Here is a 16,639-nt window from a genome sequence, read left to right as displayed (position 1 = left end):
AATATCTTTTAAAGATTTTATTACGATATATTGATTTTATTAGTAATTTTAAAAAATCAGGATTTCAAAAAAAAACACTTCCTCAATCTAAAAAAATTATCTTACAACAAAATGAAGAAAGAACTGTTGGTTTCGCATGAAGACGATTTTACCAAAATTGCTTTGCTAGAAGACGGAAAACTATGCGAACTTCATGAGGAAGAAGACAAAAATGACTTTGTAGTAGGCGATTTATTCATCGGAAAAGTAAAAAAATTAGCTCCGAACCTTAATGCAGCTTTTGTAAACATTGGTTATGATAAAGATGCGTTTCTTCACTATCAAGATCTCGGGCCACAACTTCTCACCTATAAAAAATTTCTGAAAGACAGCATTTCAAAAAGCCAAAGCTCTTCGAGTCTAAAGAATTTTGAGATTCAACCAGAAATAGACAAAAACGGAACTATAGAAAAGGTTATTGCAAAAGACGACGTTGTTCTGCTGCAAATCACCAAGGAACCTATTTCTACAAAAGGTCCTAGAATTTCTACACAAATTTCACTTACCGGACGTTTTTTGGTCCTCATCCCTTTCGACAACAAAGTTTCTATTTCTAAAAAAATAAGAACTACCGAAGAAAAAGACCGCCTTAAAACCTTAATAGACAGCATAAAGCCTGAAGGTTTCGGGGTAATTATCCGTACGGTAGCAGAAGGTAAAAAGGTTGCAGATTTGCACAATGATATGAATCAGCTGGTTCAGAAATGGGAAAGTACTTTTAAAAATATTCAGAAAAATAAAGTTCCTGCAAAGGTCTTGAGTGAAGACGATAAAGCTTCAGCAATCCTCAGAGACAACTTTAATCAGGATTTTGTGAATATCATTTGTGATGATGAACAAATGGTTTCTGAAATGAAAGCGTATCTTGAAGTAATTGCCCCAGAAAGAAAAAACATTGTACAATATCACAGCACGCACATTCCTCTTTTGGAATATTACAATGTTGAAAAACAAATGAAGCAGAGCTTCGGAAAACATGTAAATATCCCAAGTTCTAAAGGTGCTTATCTTGTGATAGAACACACAGAAGCACTGCATGTGGTAGATGTAAACTCTGGAAACAATATTACTTTAGGAACTTCTGCAAGCAAAGAACATGCGCTGAATGTGAATAAAATGGCTGCTACAGAAATCGCAAGACAGCTGAGATTGCGCGATATGGGTGGAATCATCGTAATAGATTTTATTGACATGACCAATCCTGAGCACAGAAAAGATCTCTACGAACATCTGCGTGTAGAAATGGGGAGAGATAAAGCCCGCCACAAAATTCTTCCTCCGAGCAAGTTTGGGCTCATACAAATTACCAGACAAAGAAACCGCCCTGAAAAGCAAATTGAAACAAAGGAAGAAAATCCTAACAAAGACGGAGAAATCGTCGCTCCTATTGTAATCGTAGAAAAAATGGGTGACACCCTGAGAACGATTTTACAAAAAGAAAAAGGAAAATTGTTTCTTCATGTACACCCTTTCGTGGAAGCTTACCTTACAAAAGGTCTCAAAAGCATCCAGATGAAATGGTTTATAAAATACAAAAAATGGGTCACCATAATCCCTAGAGACTCTTTCAAGTATCTTGAATATAGGGTTTATAACTCAAAAAAAGAAGAGCTTGCAAGCTACTCAAACTAAGAACAAACCTTTCAGTAATCATACTGGAAGGTTTTTTTTTGCTTTTTCTTTAAAAAAATATTCTGCTTTAATTCTATTTAAACTCAAAAAAATACCCCAAAAAGGCTATTTTTCAGAAATATGTTTATTAAAATTTGAATTTCAAATAATTTTTCATACTTTTAAGCATTCTAACACACCAAGATGAAATCAAATTTAATAATCTTTGATCAACCCGTTCTGTACGCCGAAGGCTTATCCAAACTTTTATCACAAACTAAAATTGTTGACAACATTGAGGTTTGTAGTTGCTACCTCAATCTTCTAGATTGCATAAATATTGGAAACTTCAATTTGTTGATGTTTAGTTCAAATATCATGATGCTTTCTGAAATATACCAAGCTGCAGAAGAAATAAAACAAAAACATCCTCATCTCAAAATCATTATTATAGGCAATGATTATGATGTAACTTCTATCCGTAAACTATTCAACAAAGGCATTACAGCTTATCTTGATAATATAAGTACTTTTGACGAGTTTATATGCTGTTTACAAGCAGTCATTGAGGGTAATATTTTTCTTTGCGCTCATGCCAAAGAAAAAATGATCAGTTTTGTAAGCAACGGAAAAAATTTCGAATCTAGCCAGATTAAAGATTCGCTAACAAAAAGGGAAACTGAAATATTAAAATTAATCTGCGACGGACTTAGCAGTAAAGATATCTCTGCAAAACTTTTTATAAGCATCAATACGGTAGAAACTCACCGCAAAAAAATCCTTACAAAACTCAATGTAAGAAATTCTGTGGGCATTGTAAAATATGCACTTGAGAATAATATTATAGATTAAATTCAATCTTGATATCATTATTTCATCGCATGTAAAAAAAAAGTCAAAACCGAAAATGGTTTTGACTTTTTTTATCTGTAAAGCATTTGTGATTTACTTACTCCCAATCCGGCATTTCTGCATCGGTGAAAAGTACAGCTCTGGGGTAATTACCATTATTCATGGTTAATGAAATTTTCACTATGTTTCTGGTAGACATATTATCATTGGAAGTATTAACCAAAATAACCTCAGCATCATTAGGAGCAAATCTCGGGTCTAAATCATTAGTTCCGTTTATTTTTTGACTCATAGCCGAAATATCCTGTTGCGTATTGTCTTCAAGATTATAAATAAAAATTCTTGAATCTAGTTGCCTATACTGAATGCTTTCAAAACCAGCAATATCTCTCGTATACAACAGCTTTTTGCTGTCGGCAGAGAAATTGAGCCCTCCAGCGCCACCGTTTACTCCACTCAAAACACTTTGAACAATATTACCAGACATATTGATGATGAAAATTTTAACACCATAACCACTCAGATTATTGGTTTTAAGGGCAATTTTGCTTCCGTCATAACTCCAATCACATTCTGAAATAAGGCTGCCGTCTGGGGTAGAATAGATTAATGAAAGACCCGTTCCATCAGAATTGATACGATATAATTTATCAAAATTAGCATAAATCAATTGGCTACCAACTTTGTTCCAAGAAAAATCAATTTCAGCGTTGCTAAATCCTGTGGCTGGCAAGTTTGTAACCTGCATTATATCTGATCCATCTCTTTTTGAGGTGAAGATTTGAAAATTTCCGGCTACATTCCTTAAAAATGCGAGTCTATTGGCATCATTATTCAATCTTGGCCTGAAAGAGTTTTGAGAAGCGCTCGTTAAATTAAAACTCCCATTAGATTCGTTGGCAGAAACGATAAAGTAGTTTCCGTTTTCACGTTTTGTGTAATGAAATCTGTTGGTAGGTGTTACAATAGTTTTAAATTGTCTTGTTTCACTAAATACTTTCGGATTAACCCCATCAGAAACCGAAACTTGCCAAAAATAAGTATTGTTGTACTGCAAATTGGTTACATTGTAATTTTTAGTTTTGATTCCGTTGATGTTCTGAACTATTGTATTATTCGCGTTTTTTAAGATTAAATCAAACTTCAAACTATCGTTATCAGGATCGGTAGAAGTCCAAGATAAATTTAAAGACAAAGGCTGTTCTGTAGAATTGTCTGCCGGGCTTACTAAAACCGGTATTGAAGGAGCCGAGTTGAGACTTGTATCATCCGACAGCTCAAAAACAACCGTTACAGTTTGCCCCTCACTTTGGAGATTTACACCTTGATAACTGGTGACATACCCGCTGTATTCTGCCTTCACCGAATAATCTCCCGTAGGTGCATCGTTAATCACAAAGCTACCGTCTGTTCCCGTAAAAGTAGTGGTAGTGGTGGGGCTTGTAGATATTTTCACATTGGAAAGAGGTGTATTCGTTCCTTTCTTTACCACTGTTCCTTTGATAATGCCTTTTGTGCTTTCGCCTATGAGGTCTTCGCTACAGCTTGCCAATACACCAAGCATTACTATCATTAAATATTTTAGTATGTTTTTCATGGATTCGTTGTTTTTAAAGGTTGAGCGGTTTTTCTATTGAGGTAAACATTGATGCCTAAACCAATTCTTACACTTTGGTCTTTTCTAGTTCCTTGTACTTTGAAATCCCAATCATCATTAAATCCTAGATCATATTGAGTATTTAGGCGCAGAGCAAAAGTGCGGTTAACGAGATATTCTAACCCTCCTCCCACTTGTGATTTAAAGAAATTTTTATCACGATAAAATACAGATCCTACCCCACCATAAACATAAGGTGTAAATTTACTTTTTGGAAGAAGCAGGTATTCAATATTTACATCAGCTGATATGGCTCGTCTCCAAAAAAGTTTTTTGTTTTCGAAAATGAAATAACTTGCGTTCCCGTCGATATTAAAATGGTCGCTGAAAAAATATTTCATCCCGCCTTTGGCTCCAGGGTGCATTTCCGGATTTACATAATCTCCTCTTATTTGAGTTGCTTCCGCCATACCGTACATAGAAAATTTTGCACGTTGATTATCTGCTATTTTTTTACCTAAAACATTGAGATCATTATCGCTTTTCTCGGCATTGTAATCTTCAATTATCTTAGTAAACTGAGTTGGATTTTCTACTTTACTTCCCCATATATTGTCTTTTACACCTTCCACAATCAATCCATAGACTGCCTTTTCTATAGCCTCAGTAACTGCTAAATGCACAGGTTCGTTTTGGGTAATGCCCACCTCAGCTTCCATCAATTTTTCTGTATCTACATATCTGAAAAAACTTCCACTGATGGCTGTAGAAAGAATTGTTTTTGAGGTATAAACGGTTTTAAGGATTTCTCCGGTTTGTGTAGAAACAGCCCGAAGATAAACCGTGATTCTGTCTTGTCTGTAATTAGTAGAAGCACCGATTCCGAAATATCTTGCTCCCAAACCTCCAGTAACCACATTGGTATCATAAGAAATCACACCTCCTTCTAGAATAATCCCTGCATACAAAAGCGGCGGAAGGTTTCCCGATTCGTTGATTTGGTTGGGCATGTATTCTTTTCTTGTAGATCTTATGATTTGTCTTTCGTTTAAGAGATTTCCTATGTTTTCTCTTTCGATAGGTCTAAACCAGCGACTGTCTTCAAGCGCCTTGATAAGGATAGTAGTTGTTCCTTGTGGGATTGCTGTACTCCAGCTGGCTCCGTTTTCAGCGGCTTTATATTGCCCGGTTTGATCACGGAATTTGTAAACTCCAACCACTACTTTATCTGTAGGTAATGGGAGATTTTTAATTTTTGAAGTAAAGTTGGTTGTTTCTCCTAAAGTAGATTTTTCGCTATGGGATGGATAATTTAATAAAGAATTACATCCTATAATTACCAAAAAAAACATAGGAAATGCAACCCAAAATTTGGGATATTTATATGTGTTTTTCATGGTAAATTAGTTTTGTCCCGGAATTATAATTTCAGATTGTTCTCCCGTACTGGTATTGAGAATTTTTATCAAAAGTCCTCCGTTTGCTTGCGTCACCTCTAGATACATCGATCCGAAAACATAAGTACCCGGTTTCAGCTCTCCTTCACCAAACTGGTTGCCAAAAAGTTTGCTAGAAAGCTGGCTCAAGAGCTGCCTATTTAAACTCTCTGTAAAATTTGAAAGTGAATTTGAATTGGATGTAAAGGATGACGTGCTTTTGTTGTCAAATTGATTTTGTGCAGCTGCCGAACTTAATAGCCACTGATAATTGAATGTATCTCCGCCAAACGCGGGATTTATGGGTTTGTAGACCAGTTGTTGTGCTTTTAGGGTAAAGCCAATTACTGATAGAAATACTATTGTAGTTGTATAAAAGAGTTTCATAATTAAAGTTTTTAAGTTGAACTTCTTAACAATTCATTCTTTGGAAGAATCATTTCTTTGAGAATCTCTAATGTCGTCTGAGCTTCTTGATTCATCACTTCTTCATCCGGAGATGCATTGAAGAGGTAAATCTCTTGCTCATTGTACATTACAGAAATCCTAGTACTTTGACCTAATCCAGGTATCTCAACGATTTTTACGGTTCCGGGAAACTTCTCATCAGTTTGAAGATACTTCATATAAAACTGATCGTAATAGTACTTTCCGTTTCTGCTTCTGGTATCGTCTATGGTAAGTCCCGATAGCTCTATATCATTTTCAGAAATTGCTTTTGTACTGTTTTTAGCAATTTTATCTGGTTGTATCTCTAAACTGTCTTTAGAAATTATCTTATCGCTTTCTTCGTTTTTGATAAAAAGAAAAACCTTGAGAACATCTTTTTTGTCGAGATTAGTTTTTACCTCAGAAAGCTTTAAGGTTTCCTTCGGTTTTACGACAAATTTTCCTTCTTGTTTATTAGAAGAAGTGTTTCCTGTGGCTCCTCTTTTAATTGATAGCAGAATATAATTTATTGGGTAATGGAAATCTGATTGGTTTTCTGCTGTAGCAATGATATTGTAAAGACCGTCTGAGCTTTCTGTAATTATTTTGGCTTTAAGCCCTTTCTCAATGTTATTTTGTGAGAAAAAATTACAGAAAAAAAATATTGAGATTATCCATAAAAATTTATTCTTCATTTTAATAATTTCTTATAAAAATAATCATGTTACTGTCGTTGATATTGATTTTCATTTTCTCTGAGATACTGTTGCTTCCTACCATATCTATATAGTTTTTGTTACCTACGGAATTAATTGTTGCCGTACTTGGTTTGTTGCTGGTATTAATAAAAACAGTTTTATTATCGTTCCCAATCTGGCTTATAGAAACCTTTTTAGGATTGAGGTCGTAGATCTGTACTTCATTATTATTCCCTATCTGTACAACATTAGATTTGAAACCTGTAGTTGCATTCACAGTAGAATTGGCACTGCCAAACAGCTGCAAAACATTCTGAGAGTTTAGCTCTTCGAATGATATATTTTTCTGTGCCTTAAAAAAGGTGCAGAGAAAAAGGAGTATTGATATGTAAGTAAATTTTTTCATCTCAAAAAAATAAGATAATGTATAGGAGATTGCTCTCCTATACATTTGAAGAAACTCTAATAGTTGATTGTGTTACTACAATAGAATTTCCACTACCTTGCTGTAAATCAAAGCATGATTAGTATCTTTTTGCTCAACATTTGTCTTGTTCTGGCTTCCACTATAGTTTCGAAACAAGTGGTACACTGTGGTTTTCGAAAGGAAGCCTGACAGATGTTGATGCATTATATTTAGTTTTAAAAGTAAATTTCAATTAAGACACTAATCTACATGCATCCCAATTATTAATTTTGGGCTACGTTAAGTGTATTATAATTTCCAGCCTGAATGCTGACATGTGAGCTTGAAACTCCTGCACTCTGAGTTAACGTTGCAGAATTCCAATCACCAGACTGAGTCATATTAGCATTGTGAGAAGCACCCGTTTGCGTAAGATTCGTGATTAAGTTATCACTCCCTGTTTGAGTTAACACAGCAATCTGAGAATTTCCGCTCTGAGTTAATGTCTGTACATCATTTCGGTTTCCGAATTGAGTAACTGTTGCTGTTTGTATAGAACCACCAGACTGTATCATATTTGCTTTATTGGTATCTCCCTGCTGAGACAAAGTCGCCATTTTATTTCCACCATCTTGCACAATTTTACCCCAGTTTGAGTTACCAATTTGATTTGCAGTGATTACATTTGTATTTCCAGTTTGAGAAATCATTTCAAACATATTTGAGTTTCCTCCTGTTTGATTAACCTGAGCAACGTTATTGTCTCCGTTTTGTACAGACATTGTTATTGTATTTGTATTTCCTGTCTGTAATGTATTATTACTATTTGAGTCTCCTGTAGTTCTCTGTGTTGCAGAGTTACCAGAACCTGTCTGTATTACTGACATAGTATTCAAATCACCACCTGTACCCGTTACAATCTGAGAAATCATGTTAGAACCACCTTCTTGGTTACCTACCAAAGTATTGGTGTTTCCAGCCATTGATTCCTGATAAACTGTAGAGTTTGAAGCAACATTACCTACAACACTTTTTTGGTTAGCTGTAAAATTGTTACTGTTCCCTGTCTGGATCTGAGTAATGTAACTGTTTGCAACCAAATTGGTTGTTGAAATACCTTCTTGGGTTGCGTTAGCAATATTACTGTTTCCTGTCTGAGTTTGTTGAATAACAGACGTGATTGGCGTGAATCCTGAAATTAAACCTACACCTTTCGTCTGGTTAGCAGTAGCCTGATTGCTGTTACCATCTTGTTTCTGAGCAATTCTTGCTGCCTGTGTAGAAGTTTGCAATACCGTAACTTGGTTGTTAGTACCTTTTTGCATTTGATCTACTTCAGAATAATATGATCCCATATTTAAGGTTCCGATAACTCCCGACATACCTTGTGTAGAGTTTGAGGAATTATTAATTCCGTCTTGTTTTAAAACGAATGAAGCGCCGTTACCTACCTGTTTTGCAGTAACTTTGTTTCCGTCTGCAAGCGAATTCGCCGCTGTTATACCTGTGTTTTTCTGATCGATGTTGCTCGATAGATTTGTTCCGGTTTGCGTTAAGTTAGCTTGGTTATAGCTACTTCCCTGTGTTGAGTTACTTGTATTACTGTATGACTGTGCATACATTACACTTCCTGCTAATAGTGCAAATGCACCGGTTACTAATTTTTTCATTTTTTTTAATTTTTTATGGTTTTAAACTTCTACAAATCTACTTTTATACACTACACGAAAAATCACGACTAAACACTAAATTTTAAAAATCATGATTTCAGTTACTTTACATCAATAATTCAGTCATACCCCACTCCCTATAAACCATTACATATTATACCGTGGAAATACGGTATGTTTTTTGAAAACTTTCTTTATCTATTTCTTTTATATATTAGTAAATTTGGCTTATGAAAAGTTTCGGAAAAGACCTTCTAAATAAAATAAAAAAAGCAACGCTTGATGGCGAAAATGCGCATGGTGTTTTTTCTCCACCCTACAGACCAGTTTTCACATACGAGCAGGTTTTAGAAAAGAATCCAAAATTCGCGGCTGTTAATATTGTCTTATATTTAAAAGATAATGAATGGCATTTTCCGCTCATCCAGAGAACGGAAAATAAACATGACAGACATAGCGGTCAGATTTCTCTTCCTGGAGGAAAAAGAGAGGAATTAGACAGAGATTTTTCTCATACCGCGATTCGGGAAACATCAGAGGAAATAGGTCTAGAACAACATTACGTAAGAATTATTCGTGAAATGTCGCCCATCTACATTCCACCAAGTAATTTTTACGTATACCCATACATTTCGTACACCACAAAAAATCCTAGATTCATACTACAAGCAACCGAAGCTGTAGAAGTAATAGAGTTTCCCATCAGTTCATTTCTCAATCTTCCAGACCAACCAGATTTGATGACACTTCCGTCCGCAGCAGGAAAAGAAGTTCCTGTGATTAATTTCAACGGATACATCATTTGGGGTGCAACTGCAATGATATTGAGTGAATTCAGCCAGTTACTTAAAAAAATGTAACTTTGCATAATCGTTTGCTTACCCAATATGGCCAAAAAAAATATCTTTACCGATGCATTCGGAACCCCTTATTTTTTGAAAAGGTTGATTATCCTTATTCTCGGTTTTGTTTCCTATAGAAGATTTAATGGTTTTAATAAACTAAAAATCTCAGGAACAGAGCATCTTGTTAACCTCCCGGATTCGAATGTGCTTTTCGTATCAAACCATCAGACCTATTTTGCTGATGTTGCTGCTATGTATCATGCATTTTGTGCAGTGAATAATGGGTATTTAGATTCAATAAAAAACCCTATCTACCTACTCAATCCTAAAATCGACTTCTATTACGTAGCCGCTGAAGAAACGATGAATAAAGGTATTCTTCCTAAAATCTTTAAAATCGCCGGCGCAGTTACCGTAAAAAGAACCTGGAGAGCAGAAGGAAAAAACGTCAATAGAATGGTAGATCTTACCGAGGTAGACAATATCATGAAAGCTTTACAAAACGGCTGGGTGGCGACCTTTCCACAAGGCACAACGGCGGCTTTTGCACAAGGAAGACGAGGAACAGCAAAATTGGTAAAAAACCAAAGACCCATTGTGATCCCTATTAAAATAAATGGCTTCAGAAGAGCGTTTGATAAAAAAGGTCTTCGTGTAAAAGTAACCGGAGTAAAACCTACAATGGAATTTAAAGCGCCTCTTGATATAGATTACGACAAAGAAAATTCTCACGATATCCTTCTCAAAATCATGACTGCTATTGAGCAAACAGAAGATTTTAATCTGCTTCATACTTACGACGAAGAGCTGAAAGCAGCTAAAAAAACGCAGCAGAATAATCCTTAAATTTTTATAAAAATGAAAAAAATACTCTCAGTTTTACTGATACTGACTTTTCTCATTTCTTGTAATACGCAAAAAGCGTTTTCAGAATTTGATTTTAGCTACTCCAAAAGCGGTGGCCATATGCCAACCTATGAAAATCTTTTAATTAAAGACAATAAAGTATATTATTCTATACATTCTCAGGATAAAAAAACAAAAAAAAGATTTAAAATATCTGAGGCTGAGGCTCAAAGTGTTGAAAAAACTTTAAGCGATAACCAATTCAGAAAAATAATTGAGGATCGTAAAAAAATCTATGATCGTGCTTCAGTAACAATTACTGTAAATAAAGGGCAAAATACCGGAAGCAAGTCAGACGCAAGCCTCATCATGGCTGTAGACCAAAGAAAATGGGAAAACATTGTAGAAGTTTTCCAAAAAATAATAGACAACAACGTAAATAACACAAAATAATTTTGAAAACCCATTTCATTGCCATTGGTGGAAGTGCGATGCATAATTTAGCCATCGCTTTAAAAGATAAAGGATATCTAGTAACCGGTTCAGACGATGCTATTTTTGAACCTTCAAAATCAAGACTGGAAAACAAAGGTATTTTACCTGAAGAAATGGGATGGTTTCCCGAAAAAATAACGTCAGACATAGACGCTATTATTTTGGGAATGCACGCTCATAGTGACAACCCAGAATTGGCAAAAGCAAAAGAATTAGGTTTAAAAATATACTCTTACCCAGAATTTTTATACGAACAATCTAAAAATAAAACAAGAGTAGTAATCGCAGGATCGCATGGGAAAACCACGATTACATCTATGATTCTTCACGTTCTCAATTTTCATCAGAAAGATGTAGATTATATGGTTGGCGCACAATTGGAAGGCTTCGACTGTATGGTAAAACTTACCCAAGACAATGATTTTATGGTTTTGGAAGGCGATGAATACCTTTCATCCCCTATCGATCTGCGTTCAAAATTTTTACTTTACCAACCGAATATTGCAATTTTGAGCGGCATTGCATGGGATCATATTAATGTTTTTAAAACGTTTGATGATTATATTGAGCAATTCAAAAAATTTGTTGCAAGTATTACTCCAGGAGGTGTTTTGGTGTATAACGAAGAAGATTCTGAAGTAGTAAAAGTAGTTGAAAATGCCGAAAATTATTTCAGAAAGATACCTTATAAAACTCCTGAATACGAGATTAGCAACGGTAAAGTTCTTTTGAAAACCGAAATAATGGGCGATGTTCCGCTTTCTATTTTTGGAGCTCATAATTTATTAAACCTTGAGGGTGCAAGAAATATTTGTCACACATTAGGCATTATGGATGAAGAATTCTACGAAGCAATCATGAGTTTCAAAGGCGCTTCAAAACGTCTAGAGAAAGTAGAGAGAAAAGACGGAGCTATTTTGTATAAAGATTTTGCCCATGCTCCTAGCAAAGTAAAAGCTGTGGTAAAAGCATTTTGTGAGCAATTTAAAAATGAAAAAAAACATACCTTCCTAGAGCTTCACACCTATTCTAGTTTGAATCCTGAATTTTTGGAACAGTACAACCATGCGATGGATGGCCCAGAAGATGCAATTGTTTTTTATTCTGAAGATGCTTTGAAAATCAAAAGAATGGAAGCTATTTCTCCTGAATTGATTAAAGAGAAATTTAAAAATGAAAATCTAAAAGTTTTTACCAACGCTGAAGACCTTCATGAATATTGGAATAGCTTAGACAAAACAAGCGGAGTTTTTCTAATGATGAGTTCGGGAAATTTCGGTGGACTTGATTTAACGAAGTAGTTTCAACGTTTTTTTTAATAGTAAGAAAGTGTACGAATTCAGAAGGATTACTATTCGGGATTTAAGCATACAACATTGTTATTTCATCTTTCGCTAATCTTAAAAAAACATCTGAATTTTTTTTATCTTAAACATTTATTACCTCAACGGTTTAAAGTTTTTAATTAAAATTAACTATAAAATTAAAAATCCTTTTCAGTATTTGAAAAGGATTTTTTTTGACTTTTTAGAAATAAGTTTTATCTTTTTATTAAAAATAACATCGCAGTATTACTTTTCTACTACTTCAATTTTCTACTGTTTCAACCATTCGGTTTCTCTCTTTTGCGAGCATAACAATTGATATTGTACCCATCACAAGCGTTAAAAACAATTGCAGTGGCAAAGAAATAAAAGAGTATGTAAGACCAAGTTCTCCCCCCAGATTACCATCTTTTCCCATGGCAATAAAGAGTATCATAAAACCATACTGCATCGCTAAATTGAATGCGCCAATTCCACCACTAGCGGGAATAATCATACCCATAGTACCCACTGCTATAATAAAAAATCCGTCTGCAAAGCTGAAATCAGAAGTTTCTGGAAGAGCAAAACAAACCAAATACGCCGCAAAATAATAGGAACTCCAAATAGCAATGGTGTAAAAAATAAACTTGCTTTTTTGTTTTAATTTTGAAATAGATGCAATTCCGTCCCAAATTCCTTTAGCAAAATTAATGAGTTTATTTCTTTTAAATTTAATTAAGTAAAAAATTACTGCAACAATTAAAAGTAAAATTAAAACTTTTACTACCAAATAGAAAGATGCAAAATCATGAACTCCGAATGACATCAAAAACTTCTCAAAACCAGTAGGAATGTGCTCTTCTGTACTCGTTTCTTTTTTTGCAGTTACATAATCATAAAATGATACAATAGCATCAAACTTAAAAATCACTGTAAGTAATAAGAAAACCATCATGCAAACCAAATCAATCACTCTTTCTAGAATAATTGTTCCGAAAGATTTATCTACAGGCACTTTTTCCACACCATACAAAGCTGTTGCACGGGCCAGTTCTCCACTTCTGGGGATGGTTAAATTCATTAGATATCCGAAAGAGATACTCCAAAGCGCATTTGAGCTGGAGGTAGTATAACCCATCGGCTCCAATAAAAGATTCCATCTTACAGCTCTAAACCAATAGGCCAACAAGCCAAAAACTCCTGCAAAAGCCACCCACCAATAATTGGCTCTAGAAATAGATTGTTTAAAAGTTTTAAAATCAAAATCTTTGAGAGCGAGCCACAAAAAGAAAGCGGCAAAACCCAGAGAAATAATAATTGTTAAAAAACTTTTGACTGTATTTTTTTTCTTCTCTTCCATTATATTAGGTAAGAAGATTTGTTTTTTCGTCAGGGAAAACAATTTTAGGTTGGAAATCTCTTGCTTCTTCAGGGCTCATTTGAGCATAAGCTATAATGATGATGATGTCATCTCGCTGTACTTTTCTCGCTGCAGGACCATTCAAGCAAACCTCTCCTGATTTCCTTTTACCTTTAATGACATAAGTATCAAAACGTTCACCATTGTTCACATTCACAATATAAACCCTTTCTCCTACTACCAAACCAGCAGCATCTATAAGGTCCTCATCGATGGTAATACTTCCGATATAATTAAGGTCTGAAGCCGTAACTCTTACCCTATGAATTTTAGATTTGAAAACTTCTATAAACATGCCACAAATTTATTAATAATTTTCCGAAATGAAAGTTTTTGAGGTATACCAAATACTTTAATTTTAAGTATACAGAAATTAGCGAATTTTGAAGTATAATTAATTTATTTTAGTAAATATTCAATCATATCTGATTATACTTCACACCTAAAACAAATTTAGGATTTAATAAAATAGAAAATAAAATAAAACAAAATCATAAAACATTACAAACAGGGCGATTGGCACAATTTTAGACACTTTAAATACGTATTTTACACGAATTTAAAAATTACCATATTGTAACGATTATTTGAATTTTATGAAAATTTCAATAACTTTTATCAAAAAATTTGCACAATATGAAATTTGTATTAAATTTGCTTTATAACAAACTAACTTTTAATATTACAAATTATGAACAAGTCTGAATTAATCGACGCAATTGCAAAAGACGCAGGTATCACAAAGGTTGCAGCAAAAGCTGCTTTAGAATCATTTATGTCTAACGTTACATCTACGTTACAACAAAAAGATGGTAAAATCTCTTTAGTAGGTTTCGGTACTTTTTCTGTAGCTGAAAGAGCTGCGAGGCAAGGTATCAATCCTGCTACGAAAAAACCAATTAAAATTGAAGCTAAAAAAGTAGCTAAATTTAAAGCTGGTGCAGAACTTGCTACTGCTGTTGCAGGTGCTAAGAAATAATACTATCTAGATTACATATAAAAACCTCATCTTTTTGATGAGGTTTTCTATTAAATACGGTTAATATATAGTATTAAGGTGCTAAACGAGACACTTCCCAATCGGTTTCTCCTAAAGTATAGATAATACGATCATGCAAACGATTTGGTCTTCCTTGCCAAAATTCTATTTCGTATGGTTTAGCAACATATCCCCCCCAATTTTTTGGTCTTGGGATTTCTTTATTTTCAAATTCTTGTTCTAGATTTAGAAGCTTATCTTCAAGAAACTCACGGTTTGGGATTATCTCACTTTGTGGAGAAACCAAAGCTCCTAGCTGACTTCCTTTTGGCCTGGAATGAAAATAACCATCACTCAAATTTTCTGCAATCCTTTCTAAATCTGCTTTTATAATAATTTGTCTTTCTAATGATGGCCAGAAAAAATGCAGACATGCTTTATGAGTTTTCTCAATAGATTTCCCCTTCCTACTGTTATAATTGGTGTAAAAAACAAAACCTTCATGGCTGTATGATTTCAAAAGAACCATTCTAGTTCTAGGACAACAGTCGTCTTCAATGGTAGAAACAGCCATTGCATTGGATTCTGATACCGATGGATTTTCCGTTGCTTCTATAAACCAATCTCTAAACTGTTCGAATGGATTTTGTTTAATCTCATTTTCAATAAGTTGTAATTTTTCGTAAATTTTTCTCCTATCGTGTAGATTTTCCATAAAGAATTTTTATTACATTTGAGTATGAATTACTCTTACAAAGGTAAAATATTAATCTCTACACCGGATGTTTCGGGCGATATTTTTTCACGGTCTGTAGTTCTTATACTTGATCATGATGAGAGCGGAAGTTTTGGACTAATTCTCAATAAAAAAAATACCAAAATAAGCACAAGATTTAAAAGTCTTTTTGAATTTAAAATCGATGTTTATGATGGCGGTCCTGTAGAAAATGACAAAGTCTTCTTTATCATTAAAGGAGAAAAAATTACCGATGACTATTCTGAAATTGCTGACGATTACTATTTAACAGAAGATGTAGAAGAAGTAATAGCTTCTGTATTGACCAATAAACTCAGCGTGAATGATTTTAAAATATTTTCCGGGTACACAGGCTGGACGTCTGGACAGCTTGAGAATGAAATTTCTCGCAAGGTATGGACTGTAGTTGATGTCTATAATCTAGACTACACACTTCCCAACGATCAAACTTTATGGAAATCTATTATGCAAAATTTGGGTGGCGAGTTTTTGCTTTGGGCCAATTCTCCTGAAGATATTTCTATGAACTAAGTTGGCAAAAAAACTGAAAATCATTTATTAACAAAATTTTAAATCTATTTTAACTAATATTTAAGGAAAAATTCACGTTATTTGGATAAATAAAATTCTTGAAAATGAATACATTTAAACTTTTGGGAAGCTCTCTTGTTGTGGCATCTTTCTTATCATTCACTCCTATTAATAAAAAGATTATTATAATAGACGCAGGTCATGGAGGAGAAGATTTTGGAGCTAAACATAGCGGAATTTCCGAGAAAGATATTGTTTTGGATATAGCTCAAGAAATTTCAAATTTCAATAAAAACAATTCTGAATATGAAATCGTTTTAACTAGAAATGACGACACGCAATCTAGTTTACAAGATAGAACAGAAAAAATAAATAGCTTTCATCCTACAGCAGTGATTTCTCTGCACATGAACAGCAGTCCGAAGCCTGAAAGTGAAAAATCTGGTTACGAAATCTACACGCAATCTACAGAAGACTCTAAAAAATTGGCAAAAGTGATTTCGTCTAATCTTGGTGAATGTACTATTGCAGAAAAAAACCTCCATATTTTGAGAGAATCAAAATCGCCAACAGTTTTGGTGGAGCTAGGGTTTTTGAATAGTACGAAAGATAGAAAATATTTATCTAGCCAGGAAGGCCAACTTGAAGTTGCGGCTAAATTTGATAAAATTTTCAAAGAATTGTAATTTACGATACAAACTCTGACTGGTTCAGAAAAAAA

Annotated in this window: 18 protein-coding genes; 9 read left to right on the top strand and 9 right to left on the bottom strand. The window is 34.2% G+C overall.

What is annotated here, in order from left to right; genetic code table 11:
• The first annotated feature begins 111 nt into the window (after positions 1-111).
• Together BW939_RS09680 and BW939_RS09670 are read left to right on the top strand one after the other, a co-directional pair.
• A complete protein-coding gene (locus BW939_RS09680) occupies positions 112-1,671 on the top strand; it encodes an Rne/Rng family ribonuclease (protein ID WP_076451899.1) in 1,560 nt (519 codons plus the stop codon).
• Positions 1,672-1,854: 183 nt separating this feature from the next.
• The gene (locus BW939_RS09670) at positions 1,855-2,502 is read left to right on the top strand and encodes a response regulator transcription factor (RefSeq protein ID WP_076451825.1); all 648 of its coding nucleotides are present in this window, start codon (positions 1,855-1,857) and stop codon (positions 2,500-2,502) included.
• Between the two features lie 97 nt (positions 2,503-2,599).
• On the opposite strand, the gene BW939_RS09665 is transcribed toward BW939_RS09670, so the two are convergent.
• The 6 genes from BW939_RS09665 to BW939_RS09640 all read right to left on the bottom strand — a co-directional run bounded on the left by BW939_RS09665 (position 2,600) and on the right by BW939_RS09640 (position 8,738).
• Entirely contained in the window at positions 2,600-4,099 is a 1,500-nt protein-coding gene (locus BW939_RS09665) for a carboxypeptidase-like regulatory domain-containing protein (protein ID WP_076451824.1), read from the bottom strand.
• Positions 4,096-5,496, bottom strand: a complete 1,401-nt coding sequence (locus BW939_RS09660) for a CsgG/HfaB family protein (RefSeq protein ID WP_076451823.1) — start codon at positions 5,494-5,496, stop codon at positions 4,096-4,098. Before BW939_RS09660 ends, BW939_RS09665 begins: the two co-directional genes overlap by 4 nt.
• Before the next feature lie 6 nt (positions 5,497-5,502).
• Positions 5,503-5,922, bottom strand: a complete 420-nt coding sequence (locus tag BW939_RS09655; protein ID WP_076451822.1) for a curli production assembly/transport component CsgF — start codon at positions 5,920-5,922, stop codon at positions 5,503-5,505.
• Positions 5,923-5,933: 11 nt separating this feature from the next.
• Positions 5,934-6,659: a CsgE family curli-type amyloid fiber assembly protein gene (locus tag BW939_RS09650; RefSeq protein ID WP_084566638.1), complete on the bottom strand. Its 726-nt coding sequence runs from the start codon at positions 6,657-6,659 to the stop codon at positions 5,934-5,936.
• A gap of 1 nt (position 6,660) precedes the next feature.
• Complete coding sequence (locus BW939_RS09645; RefSeq protein WP_076451821.1) at positions 6,661-7,068, bottom strand: hypothetical protein; 408 nt, start codon at positions 7,066-7,068, stop codon at positions 6,661-6,663.
• Between the two features lie 284 nt (positions 7,069-7,352).
• Positions 7,353-8,738 (bottom strand): hypothetical protein, encoded by a 1,386-nt coding sequence (locus BW939_RS09640; protein WP_076451820.1) that lies wholly within the window; start codon positions 8,736-8,738, stop codon positions 7,353-7,355.
• Positions 8,739-8,968: 230 nt separating this feature from the next.
• On the opposite strand from BW939_RS09640, the gene BW939_RS09635 reads away from it, so the two are divergent.
• The 4 genes from BW939_RS09635 to BW939_RS09620 are packed head-to-tail and all read left to right on the top strand — an operon-like array spanning position 8,969 to position 12,225.
• Positions 8,969-9,598: an NUDIX hydrolase gene (locus BW939_RS09635; protein ID WP_076451819.1), complete on the top strand. Its 630-nt coding sequence runs from the start codon at positions 8,969-8,971 to the stop codon at positions 9,596-9,598.
• Positions 9,599-9,625: 27 nt separating this feature from the next.
• On the top strand, positions 9,626-10,429 hold the full coding sequence (locus tag BW939_RS09630; protein ID WP_076451818.1) for a lysophospholipid acyltransferase family protein: 804 nt from the start codon (positions 9,626-9,628) through the stop codon (positions 10,427-10,429).
• A 12-nt stretch (positions 10,430-10,441) separates the two neighbouring features.
• Positions 10,442-10,882 (top strand): hypothetical protein, encoded by a 441-nt coding sequence (locus BW939_RS09625; RefSeq protein WP_076451817.1) that lies wholly within the window; start codon positions 10,442-10,444, stop codon positions 10,880-10,882.
• Positions 10,883-10,884: 2 nt separating this feature from the next.
• Positions 10,885-12,225: a UDP-N-acetylmuramate--L-alanine ligase gene (locus BW939_RS09620; RefSeq protein ID WP_076451816.1), complete on the top strand. Its 1,341-nt coding sequence runs from the start codon at positions 10,885-10,887 to the stop codon at positions 12,223-12,225.
• A 286-nt stretch (positions 12,226-12,511) separates the two neighbouring features.
• Here the strand turns inward: BW939_RS09620 and BW939_RS09615 are convergent, their stop codons facing one another.
• The gene (locus BW939_RS09615) at positions 12,512-13,591 is read right to left on the bottom strand and encodes a lysylphosphatidylglycerol synthase transmembrane domain-containing protein (RefSeq protein ID WP_076451815.1); all 1,080 of its coding nucleotides are present in this window, start codon (positions 13,589-13,591) and stop codon (positions 12,512-12,514) included.
• Positions 13,592-13,595: 4 nt separating this feature from the next.
• Positions 13,596-13,946 carry an aspartate 1-decarboxylase gene (panD, locus tag BW939_RS09610; RefSeq protein ID WP_056033595.1) on the bottom strand — a complete coding sequence of 117 codons (351 nt, stop codon included), beginning with the start codon at positions 13,944-13,946 and terminating at the stop codon, positions 13,596-13,598.
• Between the two features lie 396 nt (positions 13,947-14,342).
• On the opposite strand from panD, the gene BW939_RS09605 reads away from it, so the two are divergent.
• Positions 14,343-14,630 (top strand): HU family DNA-binding protein, encoded by a 288-nt coding sequence (locus BW939_RS09605; RefSeq protein WP_076451814.1) that lies wholly within the window; start codon positions 14,343-14,345, stop codon positions 14,628-14,630.
• Positions 14,631-14,703: 73 nt separating this feature from the next.
• Here the strand turns inward: BW939_RS09605 and pdxH are convergent, their stop codons facing one another.
• Positions 14,704-15,345 carry a pyridoxamine 5'-phosphate oxidase gene (gene pdxH, locus BW939_RS09600; RefSeq protein WP_076451813.1) on the bottom strand — a complete coding sequence of 214 codons (642 nt, stop codon included), beginning with the start codon at positions 15,343-15,345 and terminating at the stop codon, positions 14,704-14,706.
• Positions 15,346-15,369: 24 nt separating this feature from the next.
• Between pdxH and BW939_RS09595 the strand changes: the two genes are divergently transcribed.
• Together BW939_RS09595 and BW939_RS09590 are read left to right on the top strand one after the other, a co-directional pair.
• Entirely contained in the window at positions 15,370-15,918 is a 549-nt protein-coding gene (locus BW939_RS09595; RefSeq protein ID WP_076451812.1) for a YqgE/AlgH family protein, read from the top strand.
• A 104-nt stretch (positions 15,919-16,022) separates the two neighbouring features.
• On the top strand, positions 16,023-16,604 hold the full coding sequence (locus BW939_RS09590) for an N-acetylmuramoyl-L-alanine amidase family protein (RefSeq protein ID WP_076451811.1): 582 nt from the start codon (positions 16,023-16,025) through the stop codon (positions 16,602-16,604).
• The last annotated feature ends 35 nt before the right edge of the window (positions 16,605-16,639 follow it).

The organism is Chryseobacterium piscicola (assembly GCF_900156685.1).
In the GTDB taxonomy this organism is placed as follows: domain Bacteria; phylum Bacteroidota; class Bacteroidia; order Flavobacteriales; family Weeksellaceae; genus Chryseobacterium; species Chryseobacterium piscicola.
Note: the sequence above shows the minus strand (reverse complement) of the source record. Positions and strands in the feature narration are given on the sequence as shown.